The organism is Streptomyces sp. NPDC031365, assembly GCF_055569765.1.
Genome location: NZ_JBVIIM010000019.1, coordinates 40,850 through 62,295 on the forward strand (window position 1 = coordinate 40,850; position 21,446 = coordinate 62,295).

17 protein-coding genes are annotated in these 21,446 nt (G+C 70.5%); 16 read left to right on the top strand and 1 reads right to left on the bottom strand.

The genetic code is table 11. From position 1 onward, the window contains the following. Positions 1-16: 16 nt before the first annotated feature. The 16 genes from rsmH to ACZ5C2_RS25425 all read left to right on the top strand — a co-directional run bounded on the left by rsmH (position 17) and on the right by ACZ5C2_RS25425 (position 17,902). Complete coding sequence (rsmH, locus tag ACZ5C2_RS25350; protein ID WP_468795474.1) at positions 17-1,021, top strand: 16S rRNA (cytosine(1402)-N(4))-methyltransferase RsmH; 1,005 nt, start codon at positions 17-19, stop codon at positions 1,019-1,021. A 107-nt stretch (positions 1,022-1,128) separates the two neighbouring features. Continuing rightward, a complete protein-coding gene (gene ftsL, locus ACZ5C2_RS25355; RefSeq protein WP_468795167.1) occupies positions 1,129-1,644 on the top strand; it encodes a cell division protein FtsL in 516 nt (171 codons plus the stop codon). A 5-nt stretch (positions 1,645-1,649) separates the two neighbouring features. Then, positions 1,650-3,611 (top strand): peptidoglycan D,D-transpeptidase FtsI family protein, encoded by a 1,962-nt coding sequence (locus ACZ5C2_RS25360; protein ID WP_468795170.1) that lies wholly within the window; start codon positions 1,650-1,652, stop codon positions 3,609-3,611. A gap of 167 nt (positions 3,612-3,778) precedes the next feature. Then, a complete protein-coding gene (locus ACZ5C2_RS25365; protein WP_468795173.1) occupies positions 3,779-5,299 on the top strand; it encodes a UDP-N-acetylmuramoyl-L-alanyl-D-glutamate--2,6-diaminopimelate ligase in 1,521 nt (506 codons plus the stop codon). A gap of 4 nt (positions 5,300-5,303) precedes the next feature. Further along, complete coding sequence (locus tag ACZ5C2_RS25370) at positions 5,304-6,734, top strand: UDP-N-acetylmuramoyl-tripeptide--D-alanyl-D-alanine ligase (RefSeq protein WP_468795176.1); 1,431 nt, start codon at positions 5,304-5,306, stop codon at positions 6,732-6,734. Further along, entirely contained in the window at positions 6,731-7,804 is a 1,074-nt protein-coding gene (mraY, locus tag ACZ5C2_RS25375; RefSeq protein ID WP_103542307.1) for a phospho-N-acetylmuramoyl-pentapeptide-transferase, read from the top strand. Before ACZ5C2_RS25370 ends, mraY begins: the two co-directional genes overlap by 4 nt. After that, positions 7,786-9,237 carry a UDP-N-acetylmuramoyl-L-alanine--D-glutamate ligase gene (murD, locus tag ACZ5C2_RS25380; protein ID WP_468795179.1) on the top strand — a complete coding sequence of 484 codons (1,452 nt, stop codon included), beginning with the start codon at positions 7,786-7,788 and terminating at the stop codon, positions 9,235-9,237. Before mraY ends, murD begins: the two co-directional genes overlap by 19 nt. Positions 9,238-9,336: 99 nt before the next feature. Continuing rightward, a complete protein-coding gene (gene ftsW, locus ACZ5C2_RS25385) occupies positions 9,337-10,689 on the top strand; it encodes a putative lipid II flippase FtsW (RefSeq protein WP_468795182.1) in 1,353 nt (450 codons plus the stop codon). 6 nt (positions 10,690-10,695) lie between these two features. Further along, on the top strand, positions 10,696-11,790 hold the full coding sequence (murG, locus tag ACZ5C2_RS25390; RefSeq protein ID WP_468795185.1) for an undecaprenyldiphospho-muramoylpentapeptide beta-N-acetylglucosaminyltransferase: 1,095 nt from the start codon (positions 10,696-10,698) through the stop codon (positions 11,788-11,790). Positions 11,791-11,815: 25 nt separating this feature from the next. After that, complete coding sequence (locus tag ACZ5C2_RS25395; protein ID WP_468795188.1) at positions 11,816-12,610, top strand: cell division protein FtsQ/DivIB; 795 nt, start codon at positions 11,816-11,818, stop codon at positions 12,608-12,610. Positions 12,611-12,889: 279 nt separating this feature from the next. Then, positions 12,890-14,083: a cell division protein FtsZ gene (gene ftsZ / locus ACZ5C2_RS25400; RefSeq protein WP_468795190.1), complete on the top strand. Its 1,194-nt coding sequence runs from the start codon at positions 12,890-12,892 to the stop codon at positions 14,081-14,083. Continuing rightward, entirely contained in the window at positions 14,080-14,808 is a 729-nt protein-coding gene (gene pgeF / locus ACZ5C2_RS25405; RefSeq protein WP_468795193.1) for a peptidoglycan editing factor PgeF, read from the top strand. The genes ftsZ and pgeF overlap by 4 nt, the downstream gene beginning before the upstream one ends. Before the next feature lie 6 nt (positions 14,809-14,814). Then, entirely contained in the window at positions 14,815-15,534 is a 720-nt protein-coding gene (locus tag ACZ5C2_RS25410) for a YggS family pyridoxal phosphate-dependent enzyme (protein ID WP_468795196.1), read from the top strand. A gap of 129 nt (positions 15,535-15,663) precedes the next feature. Continuing rightward, entirely contained in the window at positions 15,664-16,308 is a 645-nt protein-coding gene (locus ACZ5C2_RS25415; protein WP_468795199.1) for a cell division protein SepF, read from the top strand. A 48-nt stretch (positions 16,309-16,356) separates the two neighbouring features. Further along, complete coding sequence (locus ACZ5C2_RS25420; protein ID WP_468795202.1) at positions 16,357-16,647, top strand: YggT family protein; 291 nt, start codon at positions 16,357-16,359, stop codon at positions 16,645-16,647. A gap of 52 nt (positions 16,648-16,699) precedes the next feature. Then, positions 16,700-17,902, top strand: a complete 1,203-nt coding sequence (locus ACZ5C2_RS25425) for a DivIVA domain-containing protein (protein WP_468795205.1) — start codon at positions 16,700-16,702, stop codon at positions 17,900-17,902. Positions 17,903-18,147: 245 nt separating this feature from the next. On the opposite strand, the gene ileS is transcribed toward ACZ5C2_RS25425, so the two are convergent. Next, the gene (gene ileS, locus ACZ5C2_RS25430) at positions 18,148-21,306 is read right to left on the bottom strand and encodes an isoleucine--tRNA ligase (RefSeq protein ID WP_468795208.1); all 3,159 of its coding nucleotides are present in this window, start codon (positions 21,304-21,306) and stop codon (positions 18,148-18,150) included. Positions 21,307-21,446 lie beyond the last annotated feature (140 nt).

Genomic DNA, 21,446 nt, shown 5'->3' on the forward strand with positions numbered 1-21,446 from the left:
ACTCGAGAGGGCCGAAGTGAGAGGGCGCGAAGCACTTCCGCACCAGGGTGGTGACGGGCGACCGGCGGGACGGAGCCGACACGTCCCGGTGATGCTCGAGCGGTGCCTGGACCTGTTGGCGCCCGCCCTGGAGCGGCCCGGAGCCGTGGTGGCCGACTGCACCCTCGGCCTCGGCGGCCACAGCGAGGCCCTGCTCCAGAGGTTCCCCGAGACCCGGCTCGTCGCCCTGGACCGCGACAGGGAAGCCCTGCGCCTGTCCGGCGAGCGGCTCGCCCCCTTCGGCGAGCGGGCCACCCTGGTGCACGCCGTCTACGACGAGCTCCCCGACGTACTCGACCGGCTCGGTATCGCGCAGGTGCAGGGGGTCCTGTTCGACCTCGGGGTGTCCTCCATGCAACTCGACGAGGCCGGCCGCGGCTTCGCCTACGCCCAGGACGCCCCGCTCGACATGCGCATGGACCAGACGGCCGGCCTCAGCGCCGCCGAGGTCCTCAACACCTACCCGCCCGGCGAACTCGTCCGCATCCTGCGCGCGTACGGAGAGGAGAAGCAGGCCAAGCGGATCGTGTCCGCCGTCGTGCGCGAGCGCGAGAAGGAGCCGTTCACCACCAGCGCGCGCCTGGTCGAGCTGATCCGGAACGCGCTGCCACAGGCCGCCAAGCGCACCGGCGGCAACCCCGCCAAGCGCACCTTCCAGGCCCTGCGGATCGAGGTCAACGGCGAGCTGGCGGTGCTGGAGCGGGCGATCCCGGCGGCCGTCAGGGCCCTCGCCGTGGGCGGACGGATCGCCGTGCTGTCGTACCACTCCCTGGAGGACCGCCTCGTCAAGCAGGTGCTCGCCGCGGGAGCCGCCACCACCGCCCCGCCCGGGCTCCCGGTCGTCCCCGAGCAGTACCAGCCCCGGCTCAAGCTGCTCACGCGCGGTGCCGAACTTCCCACCGAGGAGGAGATCGCCGAGAACCGGCGCGCCGCCCCCGCGCGGCTGCGCGGCGCCGAGCGGATCCGGGAGGATCTCGAGTGAGGCGCGGACGGCACGGACCACGCCGACGGCGGGCGGGCGCCGACGGCGCATGAGGCGGGTGACGGGCCGGGCGTACGGGCGGGACGAGCGAACTCAGGGGAGCGTGAGTGAGTAGGAAACCCGAACTGAAGGGGCTACCCGAGCTGAAGGGACGGGCGGCACGGCTTGCGCAGTTCCTGCCCACCGGCCGCGCCCAGGCGGCCCGCACCCCGTTCGTCCTCCTCGTCGTCCTGCTTCTCGGCGGCGGTCTCATCGGCCTCCTGGTGCTGAACTCCGCCCTCAGCGAGGGCGCCTTCCAGCTCGCCGACCTCCAGCGGGAGACCAAGAGCCTCACCGACGAGGAACAGGCCCTGCAGCGGGACATCGGCGCCTACTCCGCACCCGACGCCCTCCAGCGCCGTGCCCGCGAACTCGGCATGGTGCCCGGCGGCGACCCCGCCTTCCTGGATCCCGACGGCAAGGTCAGGGGTGTACCCGGCGCCGCCTCCGCCGCCCGGGCCCCCCTGGTACTCGCCCCCGAGGCGCTGGCCACCGCGACGGCCCCGCCCCCCACGACGGCGCCGAGCCCGTCGGCCGCCGCCCCCACGCCCTCCTCCGCCTCGACCCCGACTCCCGGCAGGTGACGGAAGTGTCCGACAGGGAACCGCCCCGCCGCCGGGTGCCCGGACCCGCCAGGCCGGCCCGTCCCGGCGCCGGACGGCGCCCCGGACCCGGTGCACGCCCGGCCCGCCGGCCCGCGGGCCCCCGGTCCGCGGCCCCGAAGGTCATCCGTCTGGGCAGCCCGCGCCCCCGGCTGCGCCTGGTCGGCGTGACCCTGACCCTCGTCCTGCTCGCCTTCGTCGTACGCCTGTTCCAGGTACAGGCCGTCGACGCGAGCACCTACGCCGGCAAGGCCGAGCAGAACCGCTACGTCGGCCAGGTGCTGGCCGCCGAACGCGGCGAGATCACCGACCGCAACGGCGTGGCACTGGCGACCAGCGACGACGCCTACGACATCACCGCCGACCCCACGATGTTCGCCCCGGACGAGCTGAAGATCGCCGACGGTCCCGAGCAGGCCGCCGCACTCCTCGCCCCGATCCTCGGCGAGGACCGGGAGGGCCTGGTCAAGAAGCTCCGGCCGGAGAACGAGGCCCTGCGCTACGTCAAACTGGCCGGCCGCCAGACCCCGCAGGTCTGGAAGCAGATCAAGGACCTCAAGGCGGCCCTCGCCAAGAAGGCGGAGCACGACGACTCCACCACCAACGTCCTGGGCGGCGTCTTCTCCGTGCCCACCAGCAAGCGGGTGTACCCCAACAACGAACTCGCCGCCGGGATACTGGGCTGGGTCAACGCCGAGGGCGAGGGCGGCGGAGGCATCGAGCTCCAGTTGGACAAGCGGCTGGCCGGGGAGGACGGCAAGATCCGCTACGCCCAGTCCGGCGGCCGTCTCGTCCCGACCGCCGGCGGCGCCACCGAGACCCCGGCCGTGCCCGGCAGCGACATCGAGCTGACCATCCACCGCGACATCCAGTGGGCCGCGCAGAACGCCATCAGCAAGCAGGTCAAGGAGTCCGCGGCCGACCGCGGCTACGTCATCGTCCAGGACACCCGCACCGGCGAGGTCCTCGCGATGGCCAACGCGCCCGGGTTCGACCCGGGCAACCTCTCCGAGGCCGATCCCAAGGCGCTCGGCAACGCGGCCGTCCAGGACGCCTTCGAACCCGGCTCCACCGCCAAGGTCCTGTCCATGGCCGCCGTCCTCGAGGAGAACGCCGCCACCCCGGGCACCCACGTCGTGGTGCCCAACCGGCTGCACCGCGGCGACCGGCTCTTCAAGGACGACATCGACCACCCGACCTGGTACCTCACGCTCAACGGCGTGCTCGCCAAGTCCAGCAACATCGGCACCATCCTGGCCACCGGCCAGCTCGGCAAGACCCAGTCCGAGGCCAACAAGGTCCTCTACGAGTACCTGCGCAGGTTCGGCCTCGGCAGCCACACCGGGCTCGGCTTCCCCGGCGAGACCAAGGGCATCCTCGCACCGCCGGACGCCTGGTCCACCTCGCAGCAGTACACGATTCCTTTCGGCCAGGGCGTGTCCGTCAACGCCATGCAGGCCGCCTCCGTCTACTCGACCGTCGCCAACGGCGGCGTCCGCGTCGAGCCCACGCTCGTACGCGGCACCAAGGGGCCCGACGGACGCTTCACCCCCGCCCCGAAGCCCAAGAAGACCAGGGTCGTCAGCGAGAAGACGGCGAAGACGCTCGCCCGGATGCTGGAGTCCGTCGTGGACGACGAGGAGGGCACCGGCACCAAGGCACGCATCCCGGGCTACCGGGTCGCGGGGAAGACGGGTACGGCGAACCGCGTCGATCCGGCCACCGGCAAGTACCACGGCTACACCTCGTCCTTCGCCGGATTCGCTCCCGCCGACAAGCCCAGGATCACCGTCTACTGCGTCATCCAGAACGCCACCCAGGGCAGCTACTTCGGCGGCCAGATCTGCGGACCCGTGTACAAGCAGGTGATGGAGTTCGCCCTGAAGACCCTCCAGGTGCCGCCCACCGGCGCCGCCCCCGCCGCCCTTCCGGTCACCTTCGAACCCTGACCCGTACCGAGCACCGAGCCACCAGGAACCACCTCGTGACAACGAACACCCCCGACGCCGGGAACCGCAGCACCCGCCCCTCGCTTGGCCCCTCAGCCGGTACGCCCGGTACGCTCACCGCCGTGCCACATGCCGATCAGTCTCAAACCGCCCAGAAGGGCCACCCCGTGACATATCCGGGACCGCCCCGTCCGGACCGGGTCTCCGCCACACCCCTCGCGGAACTCGCCGGTCAGCTGGGTGCCGCCGCGCCGGAGCGGGCCGCCGAGGTCACGGGCATCACCCATGACTCGCGCGCCGTCCGCCCCGGTGACCTGTACGCCGCCCTCCCGGGCGCCCGCGTCCACGGCGCCGACTTCGTCGCCCAGGCCGCCGGTCTCGGCGCGGTCGCCGTGCTCACCGACCCCTCCGGCGCCGAACGCGCCGCCGCGACCGGACTGCCGGCGCTGGTGGTCGACGACCCGCGTGCGCGGATGGGCGAGCTGGCCGCCACCCTCTACGGCCACCCGGGCCGTGATCTGCTCCAGATCGGCATCACCGGCACCTCGGGCAAGACCACCACCGCCTATCTCGTCGAGGGCGGCCTGAAGACCGTCCGCAGCACGGGACTGATCGGCACGGTCGAGATGCGCATCGGGGACGAGCGCATCAAGTCCGAGCGCACCACGCCCGAGGCCACCGACCTCCAGGCGCTGTTCGCCGTCATGCGCGAGCGCGGCACCGACGCGGTCGCCATGGAGGTCTCCAGCCACGCGCTGGTCCTCGGCCGGGTCGACGGCTGCGTCTTCGACATCGCCGTCTTCACCAACCTCAGCCCGGAGCACATGGAGTTCCACTCCGGGATGGAGGACTACTTCCAGGCCAAGGCGCAGCTGTTCACGCCCGCGCGCAGCCGGCTCGGTGTGGTCAACGTGGACGACGAGTACGGCCGCCGCCTCGTCAGGGAGGCGGGTGTCCCGGTCGTCACCTACTCCGCCGAGGGCCACCCCGACGCCGACTGGCGCGCCGAGGACGTCGAGGTCGGCCCGATGGACTCGACGTTCACCGTGGTCGGCCCCAAGGACGAGCGGATCACCGCCCGCTCTCCGCTGCCGGGCCCCTTCAACGTGGCCAACACCCTGGCCGCGATCGTCGCCCTCGCCGTCGCCGGCCTCGACCCGCAGGCCGCCGCCGACGGCGTCGCCGCCGTACCGGGCGTGCCGGGCCGGCTGGAGCGCGTGGACGCCGGACAGCCGTACCTCGCGGTGGTCGACTACGCCCACAAGACCGATGCCGTGGAATCGGTGCTGCGTGCGCTGCGCAAGGTCACCGAGGGCCGGGTGCACGTCGTGCTCGGCTGCGGCGGCGACCGCGACACCACCAAGCGGGAGCCGATGGGCGCCGCCGTCGCGCGGCTCGCCGACACCGCCGTACTGACCTCCGACAACCCCCGCTCCGAGGACCCCCTCGCGATCCTCGCCGCCATGCTCCAGGGAGCGGCCTCGGTACCCGCCCACGAGCGCGGCGAGGTGCAGGTCTTCGAGGACAGGGCCGCCGCGATCGCCGCCGCCGTCGCCCGGGCGCGGCCCGGCGACACCGTGCTGGTCGCGGGCAAGGGCCACGAGCAGGGCCAGGACATCGCCGGGGTGGTGCGTCCCTTCGACGACCGTCAAGTGCTTCGCGAAGCCATCAAGAAGACCCAGGGATGAACTTGTGATCGCCCTCTCCCTCGCCGAGATCGCAGAAGTCGTCGGCGGGCAGACGCACGACATACCGGACCCGTCCGTCCGGGTCACCGGACCGGTGGTCCGGGACTCACGGGAGGCGCAACCGGGCAGCCTGTTCGTCGCCTTCGCCGGCGAGCGCGCCGACGGACACGACTACGCTGCCGCGGTCGTCGAGGCGGGCGCGGCCGCCGTGCTGGCCTCCCGGCCCGTCGGGGTGCCCGCGATCGTCGTCGAGGACGTCCAGGCCGCCCTCGGCGCTCTCGCCCGGCATGTCGTCGGCCGGCTCGGTGCCACCCTCGTCGCGCTCACCGGCTCGGCCGGCAAGACCAGCACCAAGGACCTCATCGCCCAGGTGCTCGGGAGCAAGGCGCCGACCGTCTTCACGCCGGGCTCCCTCAACAACGAGATCGGGCTGCCGCTGACCGCGCTCACCGCCACCGAGGAGACGAAGTTCCTCGTGCTGGAGATGGGGGCGCGCGGAATCGGCCACATCCGCTACCTCACCGGCCTGACACCGCCGAAGGTCGGTCTGGTCCTGAACGTCGGCTCCGCCCACATCGGCGAGTTCGGCGGCCGGGAGCAGATCGCGCAGGCCAAGGGCGAGCTGGTCGAGTCGCTGCCCCCGGCGGAGGAGGGCGGCGCCGCGATCCTCAACGCGGACGACCCCCTCGTACGGGCCATGGCCTCCCGTACGAAGGCGAAGGTGATCCTTTTCGGAGAGTCCGACGAAGCGGACGTCTCCGCAGAGAACGTGCGACTCACGGACAGCGGACAGCCCTCCTTCAGGCTTCACACACCCTCCGGTGCATCCGATGTGACCATGCGCCTGTACGGTGAGCACCACGTGTCGAACGCGCTCGCCGCGGCCGCCGTCGCCCACGAGTTGGGCATGTCCGCTGACGAGATCGCCCGCGCGCTCTCCGAGGCGGGCTCCCTCTCCCGCTGGCGGATGGAGGTCACCGAGCGCCCGGACGGCGTGACGGTCGTCAACGACGCCTACAACGCGAACCCCGAGTCCATGAAGGCGGCGCTGCGCGCGCTGGCTGCCATGGGCGGAGCCTCACGGGCGAAGGGGGGCCGTACGTGGGCGGTGCTCGGCAAGATGGCCGAGCTCGGGGACGAGGCGCTCGCCGAGCACGACGCGGTCGGACGGCTCGCCGTCCGGCTCAACGTCAGCAAGCTCGTCGCGGTCGGGGGCAGAGAAGCCGCCTGGCTGCAACTGGGCGCATATAACGAGGGTTCGTGGGGTGAGGAGTCGGTGCACGTGTCCGACGCACAGGCGGCGGTCGACCTGTTGCGCAACGAATTGCGCCCGGGGGATGTCGTACTCGTGAAGGCGTCCCGTTCGGTCGGGCTCGAGAGCGTGGCGCAGGCGCTGCTCGAGACCGGTGCCGAGGGTGAGGTCGCGGCCCGATGATGAATCAGATCCTGTTCGCAGGAGTCATTGGTCTTTTCCTGACCCTGGTCGGCACCCCGCTGCTGATCAAGCTGCTCGCCCGCAAGGGCTATGGGCAGTACATCCGGGACGACGGCCCGCGCGAGCACGCCAGCAAGCGCGGTACGCCGACCATGGGCGGTATCGCCTTCATCTTCGCGACGCTCGCCGCGTACTTCCTCAGCAAGGTGATCAGCGGCGAGCCGCCGAGGTACTCGGGCGTGCTGGTGCTGGGCCTGATGGTCGGCATGGGCCTGGTCGGCTTCCTGGACGACTACATCAAGATCGTCAAGCGGCGTTCGCTGGGCCTGCGGGCCAAGGCGAAGATGGCCGGCCAGCTGATCGTCGGCATCACCTTCGCGGTGCTGTCCCTGCAGTTCGCGGACTCCCGCGGGCAGACCCCGGCCTCCACGAAGCTGTCGTTCATCACCGACTTCGGCTGGACCATCGGCCCGGTGCTGTTCGTCGTCTGGGCGCTGTTCATGATCCTCGCGATGTCGAACGGCGTGAACCTGACCGACGGTCTGGACGGCCTCGCCACCGGCGCCTCCGTCCTGGTCTTCGGTGCCTACACCTTCATCGGCGTCTGGCAGTTCCAGGAGTCCTGCGCCAACGGCGAGACGCTGACCAACCCGGGCGCCTGTTACGAGGTGCGCGATCCGCTGGACCTCGCGGTCGTCGCCTCCGCGCTGATGGGTTCCTGCCTCGGCTTCCTGTGGTGGAACACCTCCCCGGCCAAGATCTTCATGGGTGACACCGGTTCGCTGGCGCTCGGCGGTGTGCTCGCGGGCCTCGCGATCTGCTCCCGCACCGAGTTGCTGCTGGCCATTCTCGGCGGTCTGTTCGTCCTCATCACCATGTCGGTGGTCATCCAGGTCGGCTCGTTCCGGCTCACCGGTAAGCGGGTCTTCCGGATGGCGCCACTCCAGCACCACTTCGAACTCAAGGGCTGGTCCGAAGTCCTCGTGGTGGTCCGTTTCTGGATCATCCAGGGCATCTGCGTGATCGTCGGACTGGGCCTCTTCTACGCGGGATGGGCAGCGGACAAGTGACCGACTGGCAGGGGAAGCACGTCACCGTCGCCGGCCTCGGCGTCTCCGGAGTCCCGGCGGCCAAGGTGCTGCACGGGCTCGGCGCGAAGGTCACCGTCGTCAACGACGGCGACGACGCCCGCGCGCGTGAGCAGGCAGCCGAACTGGAGGCGCTCGGCGTCACCGTGCGCCTCGGTGACGCCCCCGGCGGAGCCGCCGGAGGACGCGGCACCCTGCCCGAAGGCACCGAACTGGTCGTCACGGCGCCCGGCTGGAAGCCGGACAAGCCGCTGTTCGCGGCGGCGGACGACGCCGGGGTGCCGGTGTGGGGCGACGTCGAACTCGCCTGGCGGCTCAGGAAGCCCGGCGCGGCACCCTGGCTCGCGGTCACCGGCACCAACGGCAAGACCACCACCGTCCGGATGCTCGCCTCCATCCTGGAGGCGGCCGGCCTGCGCACCGCCGCCGTCGGCAACATCGGCGTCTCCCTCCTCGAGGCGGTGCTCGGCGAGGAGGAGTACGACGTGCTCGCCGTGGAACTGTCCAGCTACCAGCTCCACTGGGCACCCTCCCTGCGCGCCCACTCCGCGGCCGTGCTGAACCTGGCCCCCGACCACCTCGACTGGCACGGCTCCATGGAGGCGTACGCCGCCGACAAGGGCCGTATCTACGAGGGCAATCGGGTCGCCTGCGTCTACAACGTGGATGCCACCGGCAAACCGTCCACCGAGGACCTGGTCCGCGAGGCCGACGTCGAGGAGGGCTGCCGCGCCGTCGGTTTCACCCTGGGCACCCCGGGTCCCTCCCAACTCGGTGTCGTGGAGGGCGTCCTGGTCGACCGAGCCTTCGTCGAGAACCGGCACGAGAACGCCCAGGAACTCGCCGAGGTCTCCGACGTCAGGCCCGCGGCCCCGCACAACATCGCCAACGCCCTCGCGGCCGCCGCCCTCGCGCGGGCCTACGGGGTGCCCGCGAGCGCCGTGCGGGACGGCCTGCGGGCCTTCATCCCGGACGCCCACCGCATCGCGCACGTCGCCGACCTGGACGACGTCGCCTGGGTCGACGACTCCAAGGCCACCAACACCCATGCTGCCGGGGCCTCGTTGGCCGCCTACGAGTCGATCGTGTGGATCGCCGGCGGCCTCGCCAAGGGCGCCACGTTCGACGAACTCGTCGCGGACTGCGCGAAGCGGCTGCGCGGCGCCGTGCTGATCGGCAGGGACCGCGCCCTGATCCGCGAAGCCCTGGCGCGACACGCGCCGCAAGTACCCGTCGTCGACCTCGACCGGACCGACACTGGGGCGATGCTCCAGGCTGTCCAGGAGGCGAAGCGGCTCGCACGGCCCGGCGACACGGTACTGCTGGCCCCCGCCTGCGCCTCGATGGACATGTTCGCCAACTACAACAAGCGCGGTGACGCGTTCGCACAGGCGGTGCGCGAGCTCGGCACCTGACCCCCGGCCCGCCTGGCGCCGGGCGACCTTGGGAGGGACGCGTGGGACCGTCTAGGGCCTGCCCGGCGTACACCTGTCCGGCGTACCTCGGAGGCCGTGATGCCCAGTAGCCGTACCGGCCGGCCGCCCGTGCGGCGGGCTGCGCGCGGGCCCGTCGTACCCGGTCCCCCGCGCGAGAACCCCGTCCGTACCGTGGTCACCCGGGCACGCAGGGCCTGGGACCGGCCGCTGACCGCGTACTACCTGATCCTCGGCGGCAGTCTGCTCATCACCGTGCTGGGCCTGGTGATGGTCTACTCGGCCTCCCAGATCACGGCGCTGCAGATGTCGCTGCCGGGCTCCTACTTCTTCCGCAAGCAACTCCTGGCGGCCGGGATCGGCGCCGTGCTGCTGCTCCTGGCTTCCCGGATGCCGGTGAAGCTGCACCGGGCACTGGCCTACCCCATCCTCGCGGGAGCCGTCTTCCTGATGGCCCTGGTGCAGGTGCCGGGGATAGGAGTCGCGGTCAACGGCAACCAGAACTGGATCGCCCTCGGCGGCAGCTTCCAGCTGCAGCCCAGCGAGCTCGGCAAGCTGGCGCTGGTGCTGTGGGGTGCCGATCTGCTCGCCCGCAAGCAGGACAAGCGTCTGCTGACCCAGTGGAAGCACATGTTGGTGCCACTGGTTCCGGCCGCCTTCATGCTGCTCGGACTGATCATGCTGGGCGGCGACATGGGTACGGCCATCATCCTGACGGCGATCCTGTTCGGCCTGCTGTGGCTGGCGGGAGCGCCGACCCGGCTGTTCGTCGGCGTGCTGTCGATCGCCGCCCTGCTCGGCGCGATCCTCATCCGCACCAGCCCCAACCGCATGTCCCGGCTGGCCTGTCTCGGTGCCACCGAGCCCCAGTCGGGCCCGGTCGACTGCTGGCAGGCCGTGCACGGGATCTACGCCCTCGCCTCCGGCGGGATCTTCGGTTCCGGACTCGGTGCGAGCGTGGAGAAATGGGGCCAACTGCCTGAAGCACACACGGACTTCATTTTCGCCGTCACCGGGGAGGAACTGGGCCTGGCGGGGACACTGTCGGTACTCGCCCTGTTCGCGGCTCTAGGCTATGCGGGTATCCGCGTGGCCGGACGCACGGAGGACCCCTTCGTGAGGTATGCCGCGGGAGGCGTGACCACCTGGATCACGGCCCAGGCCGTGATCAACATGGGTGCGGTGCTCGGTCTGCTGCCGATCGCCGGGGTCCCGCTCCCGCTGTTCTCCTACGGAGGGTCCGCCCTGCTGCCGACCATGTTCGCCATCGGGCTGCTGATCGCTTTCGCGCGTGAGGATCCCGCTGCGCGGATGGCGCTTGCGATGCGGCAACCCCGCTTTGGTAGAAAGCGGAACGGGGGTTCTCAGCGGCCCCGGAGATGGAACACGATGCGACGGCGTGCCCCGGGGGCGCGTACGTCCGGAGAGCGGTGAATTTCGGTGCATGTCGTACTCGCCGGCGGAGGAACCGCGGGCCATATCGAGCCCGCGCTCGCCCTCGCAGATGCCCTGCGCAGGCAGGATCCGACCGTGGGCATCACGGCCCTGGGCACGGAACGCGGCCTCGAGACCCGTCTCGTACCCGAGCGCGGGTATGAACTGGCGCTGATCCCCGCCGTACCGCTGCCGCGCAAGCCCACCCCAGAGCTGATCACCGTCCCGGGCCGGCTGCGGGGCACGATCAAGGCGACCGAGCAGATCCTGGAGCGCACCCAGGCGGACGCCGTGGTCGGCTTCGGCGGTTATGTCGCCCTGCCCGCCTATCTCGCAGCCAAGCGGCTCGGTGTGCCGATCATCGTCCACGAGGCGAACGCCCGCCCCGGTCTGGCCAACAAGATCGGCTCGCGTTACGCCGCCCAGGTCGCCGTCTCCACACCCGACAGCAAGCTGCGCAACTCCCGTTACATCGGCATCCCGCTGCGCCGCTCGGTCGCCACCCTCGACCGGGCCGCGGTGCGCCCCGAGGCCCGCGCCGCCTTCGGACTCGACCCCAACCTGCCCACGCTGCTGGTCTCCGGCGGCTCGCAGGGTGCCCGCCGGCTCAACGAGGTCGTCCAGCAGGTCGCTCCGTGGCTCCAGCGGGCCGGGATCCAGATCCTGCACGCGGTCGGCCCGAAGAACGAACTGCCGCAGGTCCAGCAGATGCCGGGAATGCCGCCCTACATCCCGGTAAGTTATCTGGACCGGATGGACCTCGCGTACGCCGCCGCCGACATGATGCTCTGCCGCGCGGGCGCGATGACCGTCGCCGAACTCTCCGCCGTCGGACTCCCGGCCGCCTATGTCCCGCTGCCCATCGGCAACGGCGAACAGCGGCTCAACGCCCAGCCGGTGGTCAAGGCCGGTGGCGGACTGCTGGTCGACGACGCGGAACTGACGCCGGAGTGGCTGCAGCAGAACGTGCTGCCGGTGCTCGCCGACCCGCACCGGCTGTACGAGATGTCCCGCGCGGCCGCCGAGTTCGGCCGCCGGGACGCCGACGACCTGCTCGTCGGCATGGTGTACGAGGCGATCGCCGCCCGTGCGCACCGTTAGACGCGTATGACGGAAGGCAGGGAGCGTGGCCGGATCGACCACCGCGGAGCGCGGTGAACGCAAGCGGGAGTCGTCCGGCCCGCCGCCCGTCCGGCGGTTCGGGCGACGGCGACTTCGTCGGATCATCGCACTGGCGATCGCCCTTGTGTTCCTCGGCAGCGGCGCTTTCTGGCTGCTGTACGGGTCGGACCTGGTCCGCGTGGAGCGCGTATCCGTATCGGGGACCAATGTCCTGACACCCGCCCAGGTGCGTGCGGCCGCCGACGTACCGCTCGGGGAACAGCTGATCTCCGTCGACGCCGAGGTGATCGAAGCCCGGCTCGCGAAGGCATTGCCCCGAATTGACACGGTTGAGGTGATCCGTTCCTGGCCACACGAAATCACGCTGAAAGTGACGGAACGTTCCCCGGTTCTCCTCGTCCGCAAAGAAGGAGAGTTCATCGAGGTGGACGATGAAGGTGTCCGGTTCGCCACGGTTTCCCGGGCGCCCAAAGGTGTACCCGAGCTGAAATGGGAGACCACGCGGAGCGGTACCTCGGCGGCGAGCCTGCGCCGCTTCGGTGAGGACGGGCTGTTGCGGGCGGCGGTGCGGGTGACCGGCGCCCTTCCGGACTCCGTGGCACGGGCGACCCGGAGCGTCAAGGTCCGTTCCTACGACGCCATCTCGCTGGAGCTGACGGACGGCCGTACGGTCGACTGGGGAAGCAGTGAGAAGGGCACCGAGAAGGGCCGTACTCTCACCGCGCTGATGAAAGCGGAGCCCCGCGCGCGGCACTTCGACGTCAGCGTTCCCACCGCCCCGGCGTCATCAGCGAGTTGACGGGTATCAGTGCAGGCCAGCACCCTGGCTGGGCAGCGCTACGGCTGATCACATAGGGTGAAAAGAAAAACGGGAGGTTCGGCGTGTTCGTTGAACGTGCGCCACTTGTCGACTTAGTGTCCTGTTCAGAAGACTCCAGGGAACAGACACACTGGTAACCCTAAACTTCAACGTTAGGGTTCGGGTCGGCGCTACGGACCGTCCCATTCGGCATCAGTCGTCGGACCGCGGCGCATCCGCGAGAAGGCGACACGTAACTCGAGGCGAGAGGCCTTCGACGTGGCAGCACCGCAGAACTACCTCGCAGTCATCAAAGTCATCGGTGTCGGCGGCGGTGGTGTCAATGCCATCAACCGGATGATCGAGGTCGGTCTCAAGGGCGTCGAGTTCATCGCCATCAACACCGACGCGCAAGCTCTGTTGATGAGCGACGCCGACGTCAAGCTCGACGTCGGCCGTGAACTCACCCGCGGACTCGGCGCCGGAGCCAACCCGGCTGTCGGCCGCAAGGCCGCCGAGGACCACCGCGAGGAGATCGAGGAGGTCCTCAAGGGGGCCGACATGGTCTTCGTGACGGCCGGTGAGGGCGGCGGCACCGGCACCGGCGGCGCGCCCGTCGTGGCCAACATCGCCCGCTCGCTCGGTGCCCTCACCATCGGCGTGGTCACGCGCCCGTTCACCTTCGAGGGCCGGCGCCGCGCGAACCAGGCCGAGGACGGCATCGCGGAGCTCCGCGAAGAGGTCGACACCCTCATCGTGATCCCGAACGACCGCCTGCTGTCCATCTCCGACCGCCAGGTGTCGGTCCTCGACGCCTTCAAGTCGGCGGACCAGGTGCTGCTCTCCGGTGTGCAGGGCATCACCGACCTCATCACCACCCCGGGCCTGATCAACCTCGACTTCGCCGACGTCAAGTCGGTCATGTCCGAGGCCGGTTCGGCCCTCATGGGTATCGGCTCGGCACGCGGCGACGACCGTGCGGTGGCCGCGGCCGAGATGGCCATCTCCTCGCCGCTGCTGGAAGCCTCCATCGACGGCGCCCGCGGTGTGCTGCTCTCCATCTCCGGCGGCTCCGACCTCGGTCTGTTCGAGATCAACGAGGCCGCTCAGCTGGTCAGCGAGGCCGCCCATCCCGAGGCCAACATCATTTTCGGCGCGGTGATCGACGACGCCCTCGGCGACGAGGTCCGGGTCACCGTGATCGCGGCCGGCTTCGACGGCGGCCAGCCGCCCTCCAAGCGGGACAACGTGCTCGGTTCGTCCTCGGCCAAGCGCGAGGAGCCGGCCCCGGCCCGCCAGCCGGAGAGCCGCCCGTCCTTCGGCTCCCTCGGCAGTGTGACGCCGAAGGAGGACCCGGAGCCCGTGGTCCCGGAGCCGGTGGCCGACATCCCGGCCGTCCAGCCCCCGGTCCCGCCGTCGCGGACCTACGACAGCGCGGCCGAGGAACTGGACGTACCGGACTTCCTGAAGTGATAGGACGGCGCGAGAGCGTGAGCGGCGCGCACTTCGCCTTCACCGACCGGTGGGGCGGAGTGAGCGCCGCTCCGTATGAGGAGCTCAACCTCGGCGGTGCCGTGGGTGACGACCCCGGTACCGTCCGTACCAACCGCGAACTGGCCGCCAAGTCCCTTGGGGTGGACCCGGCCCTGGTGGTCTGGATGAACCAGGTGCACGGGGCCGATGCCGTCGTGGTCGACGAGCCGTGGGGCGAGAGTCCGGTTCCCGGGGCCGACGCGATCGTCACCGCCCGGAAGGGACTCGCCCTCGCGGTGCTCACCGCCGACTGCGTACCGGTGCTGCTGGCCGACCCCGTCGCCGGAGTCGTCGCCGCGGCCCACGCGGGCCGGCCCGGCATGCTCGCCGGGGTGGTCCCCGCAGCCGTGCGGGCCATGACCGGACTCGGTGCCGACCCGTCCCGGATCGTCGCCCGCACCGGGCCCGCCGTGTGCGGCCGTTGCTACGAGGTGCCCGAGGCGATGCGCGCCGAGGTGGCCGCCGTCGAGCCGGCGGCCTACGCCGAGACCGGCTGGGGCACGCCGGCGGTCGACGTGGGCGCGGGCGTGGTGGCGCAGCTCGAACGGCTCGGGGTGCGCGACCGGGAACAGTCGCCGGTCTGCACGCTGGAGTCGGAGGATCACTTCTCGTACCGCCGTGACCGCACCACCGGGCGGCTCGCGGGCTATGTGTGGCTGGACTGATCGAACATGACGGACCGTAAGGGCGAACTCGCTTCGAATCTGGCGAAAGTGGAGGAGCGGATCGCCGCCGCGTGCGCCGCCGCCGGACGCGCGCGCGAGGAGGTGACCCTCGTCGTGGTCACCAAGACCTATCCCGCGAGCGATGTGCGGATGCTGTCGGAACTCGGTGTGCGTCATGTCGCCGAGAACCGCGACCAGGACGCCGCCCCCAAGGCGGCCGAGTGTGCCGATTTGCCCCTTATCTGGCACTTTGTCGGCCAGCTTCAGACCAACAAGGTGCGCTCGGTGGTCGGTTACGCCGATTTCGTACAGTCCGTCGACCGTTCCCGGCTGGTGACGGCTCTCTCCAAGGAGGCCGTGCGGGCCGGGCGCGAGATCGGCTGTCTCATCCAGGTGGCGTTCGACGCGGGCGCGAGCGCCCGGGGGGAGCGCGGGGGCGTCGCGCCCGCCGGCGTCGCGGAGTTGGCCGGACTGGTCGCCGGGGCCGAGGGGCTGCGGCTGGACGGGCTGATGACCGTCGCCCCACTCAGCGGGGAGTACGCCGGACGTGAACAGGCGGCGTTCGAGCGGTTGATGGATTTGTCGACCGACCTGCGCCGGACCCGTCCGACTGCGAACATGGTCTCGGCAGGGATGAGTGCGGACCTCGAACAGGCTGTGGCCGCCGGAGCGACACATGTGCGCGTCGGCAGTGCGGTACTCGGAGTCCGCCCCAGGCTCGGGTAACGTCGCCAAGAAGTCGGACCACAGCAGAAAATATGGTCAGTTCCGCCGAACAGCGGACGTAAAGACCTAGTGGATCGCGGGCACTTGGCGGTCGTCAGCGGATCCACCACAGAGCGGAGGACTAGGAGCATGGCCGGCGCGATGCGCAAGATGGCGGTCTACCTCGGCCTCGTGGAGGACGATGGGTACGACGGCCGCGGATTCGACCCAGACGACGACTTCGAACCCGAGCTCGACCCGGAGCCCGAGCGGGACCACCACCGACGGCACGAGCCGTCGCACCAGTCCCACGGATCACATCAGCCCCAAAGGGGCGAAGAGGTACGAGTCGCCCATCCTCCCGCGCCGCGTGAACCGGTCGCCCGTTCCGCTTCGCTCCCCGCGGAATCGCCGCGTCCGGCGCGGATCGCGCCCGTGGCATCCATCACACAAGAACGCGCCAGCCTGGAGAAGAACGCACCGGTGATCATGCCCAAGGTCGTGTCCGAACGAGAGCCTTACCGGATCACCACACTCCACCCCCGGACCTACAACGAGGCCCGTACCATCGGGGAACACTTCCGTGAGGGCACTCCGGTGATCATGAATCTCACTGAGATGGATGACACAGATGCGAAGCGACTTGTCGACTTTGCGGCCGGTTTGGTGTTTGGTCTTCACGGCAGCATTGAGCGGGTGACGCAGAAGGTGTTCCTGTTGTCGCCTGCTAACGTCGATGTCACGGCGGAGGACAAGGCCCGCATCGCAGAGGGCGGGTTCTTCAATCAGAGCTGAGACGCAGGACCGGACGAGCAGTGCACAGGGGAGAGGGAAAAGCAGGCCATGAGCGTGTTCGCGCAGGTGATCTACATCGCGCTGATGGTGTTCCTCATCGTGCTCATCTTCCGGTTGGTCATGGACTATGTGTTCCAGTTCGCCCGCTCGTGGCAACCCGGCAAGGCGATGGTGGTCGTCCTGGAGGCCACCTACACTGTCACCGATCCACCGCTGAAGCTTCTGCGGCGGTTCATTCCGCCGCTGCGTCTCGGGGGCGTGGCGCTCGACCTGTCCTTCTTCGTCCTGATGATCATCGTCTACGTCCTGATCATGCTCGTGGGCAGATTCGTGGGGTGACTGTGGACGATACGGTCTTGCCGACTGCCGATGACTACGTTGAGGTGAAGAGATGCCGTTGACCCCCGAGGACGTGCGGAACAAGCAGTTCACGACCGTCCGCCTCCGAGAAGGCTATGACGAGGACGAGGTCGATGCCTTCCTCGACGAGGTCGAAGCCGAACTGACGCGCCTGCTCCGCGAGAACGAGGACCTGCGCGCCAAGCTGGCCGCGGCCACGCGCGCTGCTGCCCAGAACCAGCAGAACATGCGCAAACCCCCCGAGCCACAGGACCAGCAGCAGCAACAGCAGGGGCCGCCACAGGGCATGCCCCAGCAGGGGATGCCTCCGCAGGGCATGCCGCAGCAGGGCATGCGAGGTCCCGGCGCTCCGGTGCCCGCCGGCATATCGGGCCCGCCGCAGCAGCAGATGGGCGGCCCCATGGGTGGTCCGCCCCAGCTGCCGAGCGGTGCTCCTCAGCTGCCCGCCGGCCCCGGCGGACAGGGTGGTCCGCAGGGTCACGGCCCGCAGGGTCACGGCCCGATGGGTCATCAGGGTCCCGGGCCGATGGGCCAGGGCGGCCCGATGCAGGGGCAGATGGGCCATGGCGGCCCGATGGGCGGTCCCATGGGCGGCCCCGGTATGCCCGGTCAGGGCGGGCCCGGCGGCGACAGCGCCGCGCGGGTGCTGTCGCTGGCCCAGCAGACCGCCGACCAGGCGATCGCGGAGGCCCGTTCCGAGGCCAACAAGATCGTGGGCGAGGCGCGTTCGCGTGCCGAGGGCCTCGAGCGGGACGCCCGTGCCAAGGCCGACGCCCTGGAGCGGGACGCGCAGGAGAAGCACCGCGTCGCGATGGGCTCCCTGGAGTCCGCCCGTGCCACGCTGGAGCGCAAGGTCGAGGACCTGCGCGGCTTCGAGCGCGAGTACCGCACGCGGCTGAAGTCCTACCTCGAGTCCCAGCTGCGTCAGCTGGAGACCCAGGCGGACGACTCGCTCGCCCCGCCGCGCCAGCCCGCGAGCGCCGCTCCGTCGCTGCCGCCGTCCCCGGCGCCTTCGATGGCTCCGGCCGGTGCCGGTGCGCCGTCCTACGGCGGCGGCCAGACGATGGGCGGCGGCCCCGGCGGTCAGGGCGGTCCGTCCTACGGCGGCGGTCAGCAGCAGATGCAGCCGGCGATGACCCAGCCCATGGCGCCGGTACGTCCGCAGGGCCCGTCGCCGATGGGCCAGGCACCCTCGCCGATGCGCGGCTTCCTGATCGACGAGGACGACAACTGACGGCCCTGTGGCCATGAGTACGGCGTAGCAGTCGGCAGCGTTCAGGGCGGGGCCCCGGGTTCAAAAACCCGGGGCACCGCCCTTTCGCTACGCGTGTTCACGGAGTGTGGGGTGTTTGTTCGGGCTCGGGTGCGGTGTCCGACGTACGCAATGCCGAAGGCCGGGGCCCACCAAGAATCTTGGAGGGCCCCGGCCTTCGGCATGTGCCGTGCCTTCCCGTCTGTCCGGACGGGGCGCGTCCGGCGTTACGCCTTGCGCAGGCGGAACGTCAGGGACAGTCCCTCGTCGGTGAACGGGGTGCCGTAACCGTCGTCCGCCTCGTCTTGGGCGCTGTGCTCATTCGAGAAGGCCGTCGCCAGCACCTCCTCGGCGATCAGTTCCGCGTGCTCCGCCAGCGCGGCGACCGTCGCGGGCTCCGTGGCGGTCCAGCGCAGGGCGATCCGGTCGGCGACATCGAGACCGCTGTTCTTGCGGGCCTCCTGGATCAGCCGGATCGCGTCACGGGCGAGGCCCGCGCGGCGCAGCTCCTCGGTGATCTCCAGGTCCAGGGCGACCGTGGCGCCGGCGTCGGAGGCCACCGACCAGCCCTCGCGCGGGGTTTCTGTGACGATCACCTCATCCGGGGCGAGAGTGATCGTCTCCCCGTCGACCTCCACCGAGGCCGTGCCCTCGCGCAGCGCCAGGGACAGCGCGGCGGCGTCCGCGTTCGCGACGGCCTTGGCGACGTCCTGGACGCGCTTGCCGAACCGCTTGCCCAGCGCGCGGAAGTTGGCCTTCGCCGTGGTGTCCACCAGAGAGCCGCCCACCTCGGACAGCGAGGCCAGGGACTCGACGTTCAGCTCCTCGGTGATCTGCGCGTGCAGTTCGGGGCCGAGGCGGTCGAAGCCGCCTGCCGCGATCAGCGCGCGCCGCAGCGGCTGGCGGGTCTTCACACCCGACTCCGCGCGCGTGGCCCGGCCCAGCTCCACGAGCCGGCGCACCAGCACCATCTGCTGCGAGAGCTGCGGGTCGATCGCGGAGAGGTCCGCCTCGGGCCAGGAGGACAGGTGCACCGACTCCGGCGCCCCCGGAGTGACCGGAACGATCACGTCCTGCCAGACCCGTTCGGTGATGAACGGGGTCAGCGGGGCCATCAGCTGGGTGACCGTCTCCACGACCTCGTGCAGGGTGCGCAGCGCGGCCTTGTCACCCTGCCAGAAGCGGCGGCGCGAGCGGCGGACGTACCAGTTGGACAGGTCGTCGACGAACGCGGACAGCAGCTTGCCGGCCCGCTGGGTGTCGTAGGCGTCCAGTGCCCGCGTGACCTGGTCGGTGAGGGTGTGCAGTTCGGACAGCAGCCAGCGGTCGAGCACGGGGCGGTCGGCGGGGGCGGGGTCGGCCTCGCCCGGTGCCCAGTCCGACGTACGGGCGTACAGGGCCTGGAAGGCGACCGTGTTCCAGTACGTCAGCAGCGTCTTGCGGACGACCTCCTGGATGGTGCCGTGGCCCACCCGGCGGGCCGCCCACGGGGAACCGCCGGCCGCCATGAACCAGCGGACCGCGTCCGCGCCGTGCTGGTCCATCAGCGGGATCGGCTGCAGGATGTTGCCCAGGTGCTTGGACATCTTGCGGCCGTCCTCGGCGAGGATGTGACCGAGGCAGACGACGTTCTCGTACGACGACTTGTCGAAGACCAGCGTGCCGATCGCCATCAGCGTGTAGAACCAGCCGCGGGTCTGGTCGATGGCCTCGCAGATGAACTGCGCGGGGTAGCGCGCCTCGAACAGTTCCTTGTTCTTGTACGGGTAGCCCCACTGCGCGAACGGCATCGAACCCGAGTCGTACCAGGCGTCGATGACCTCCGGCACGCGCATGGCCGTCTTTCCGCAGCCGTCGTGGCCGCAGGCGAAGATGACCTCGTCGATGTACGGGCGGTGCGGGTCGAGGGCGGACTGGTCGGTGCCGGTCAGCTCGGTGAGCTCCGCGCGGGAGCTGACGACCGTGAGGTGATCGTCCTCGCAGCGCCAGATGGGCAGCGGGGTGCCCCAGTAGCGGTTGCGGGACAGCGCCCAGTCGATGTTGTTGTTCAGCCAGTCGCCGTAGCGGCCGTTCTTGACCGTGTCCGGGAACCAGTTGGTGTTCTCGTTCTCCCGCAGCAGCTGGTCCTTGACGGCCGTGGTGCGGATGTACCACGACGGCTGCGCGTAGTAGAGCAGCGCGGTGTGGCAGCGCCAGCAGTGCGGGTAGCTGTGCTCGTACGGGATGTGCCGGAAGAGCAGGCCGCGCTGCTGGAGGTCCTCGGTGAGCTTCTCGTCGGCCTTCTTGAAGAAGACGCCGCCGACCAGGGGGACGTCCTCCTCGAAGGTGCCGTCGGGGCGCACGGGGTTGACGACGGGCAGGCCGTAGGCGCGGCAGACCGTGAGGTCGTCCTCACCGAAGGCGGGGGACTGGTGGACCAGACCCGTGCCGTCCTCGGTGGTGACGTACTCGGCGTTCACCACGTAGTGCGCCTCGGCGGGGAACGCAACCAGCTCGAAGGGGCGCCGGTAGGCCCAGCGCTCCATCTCGGCGCCGGTGAAGGACCGGCCGGTGGTCTCCCAGCCCTCGCCGAGGGCCTTGGTGAGCAGTGGCTCGGCGACGACGAGCTTCTCCTCGCCGTTGGTGGCGACGACGTAGGTGACCTCGGGGTGGGCGGCGACGGCCGTGTTGGAGACCAGGGTCCAGGGTGTGGTCGTCCACACCAGGAGCGCGGCCTCGCCGGCCAGCGGGCCGGAGGTGAGCGGGAAGCGGACGTAGACGGACGGGTCGACGACCGTCTCGTAGCCCTGTGCCAGCTCGTGGTCGGACAGGCCGGTGCCGCAGCGGGGGCACCAGGGGGCGACGCGGTGGTCCTGGACCAGCAGGCCCTTGCTGAAGATCTCCTTCAGCGACCACCAGACGGACTCGATGTACTCCGGGTCCATCGTGCGGTAGGGGTCCTGGAGGTCGGCCCAGTAGCCCATGCGGGTCGTGAGCTCTTCGAACGCGTCGGTGTGGCGGGTCACCGACTCACGGCACTTCGCGTTGAACTCGGCGATGCCGTACGCCTCGATGTCCTGCTTGCCGGAGAAGCCGAGCTCCTTCTCCACGGCGAGCTCCACCGGGAGGCCGTGGCAGTCCCAGCCGGCCTTGCGGGCCACGTGGTAGCCGCGCATGGTGCGGAAGCGGGGGAAGACGTCCTTGAAGACGCGCGCCTCGATGTGGTGGGCGCCGGGCATCCCGTTGGCGGTGGGCGGGCCCTCGTAGAACACCCACTCGGGGCGGCCCTCGGACTGTTCCAGGCTCTTGGCGAAGATCTTCTGCTCGCGCCAGAAGTCGAGCACCGCGTGCTCGAGGGCGGGCAGGTCGACCTGGGCGGGTACCTGGCGGTACGTCGGCGATGTCATCAGCGGGCTTCCTCCGGCGGACTTGCTGCCTTCCGTCCGGAGGGACGAGAGCTGTGTCGATGCCTGCGCCGTCTGCGGCGCGCTCCCGCGGTACCACCCTCCTTGGCTCGCCGGTGCGACGCGCGCTCCGGTGAGCCCCC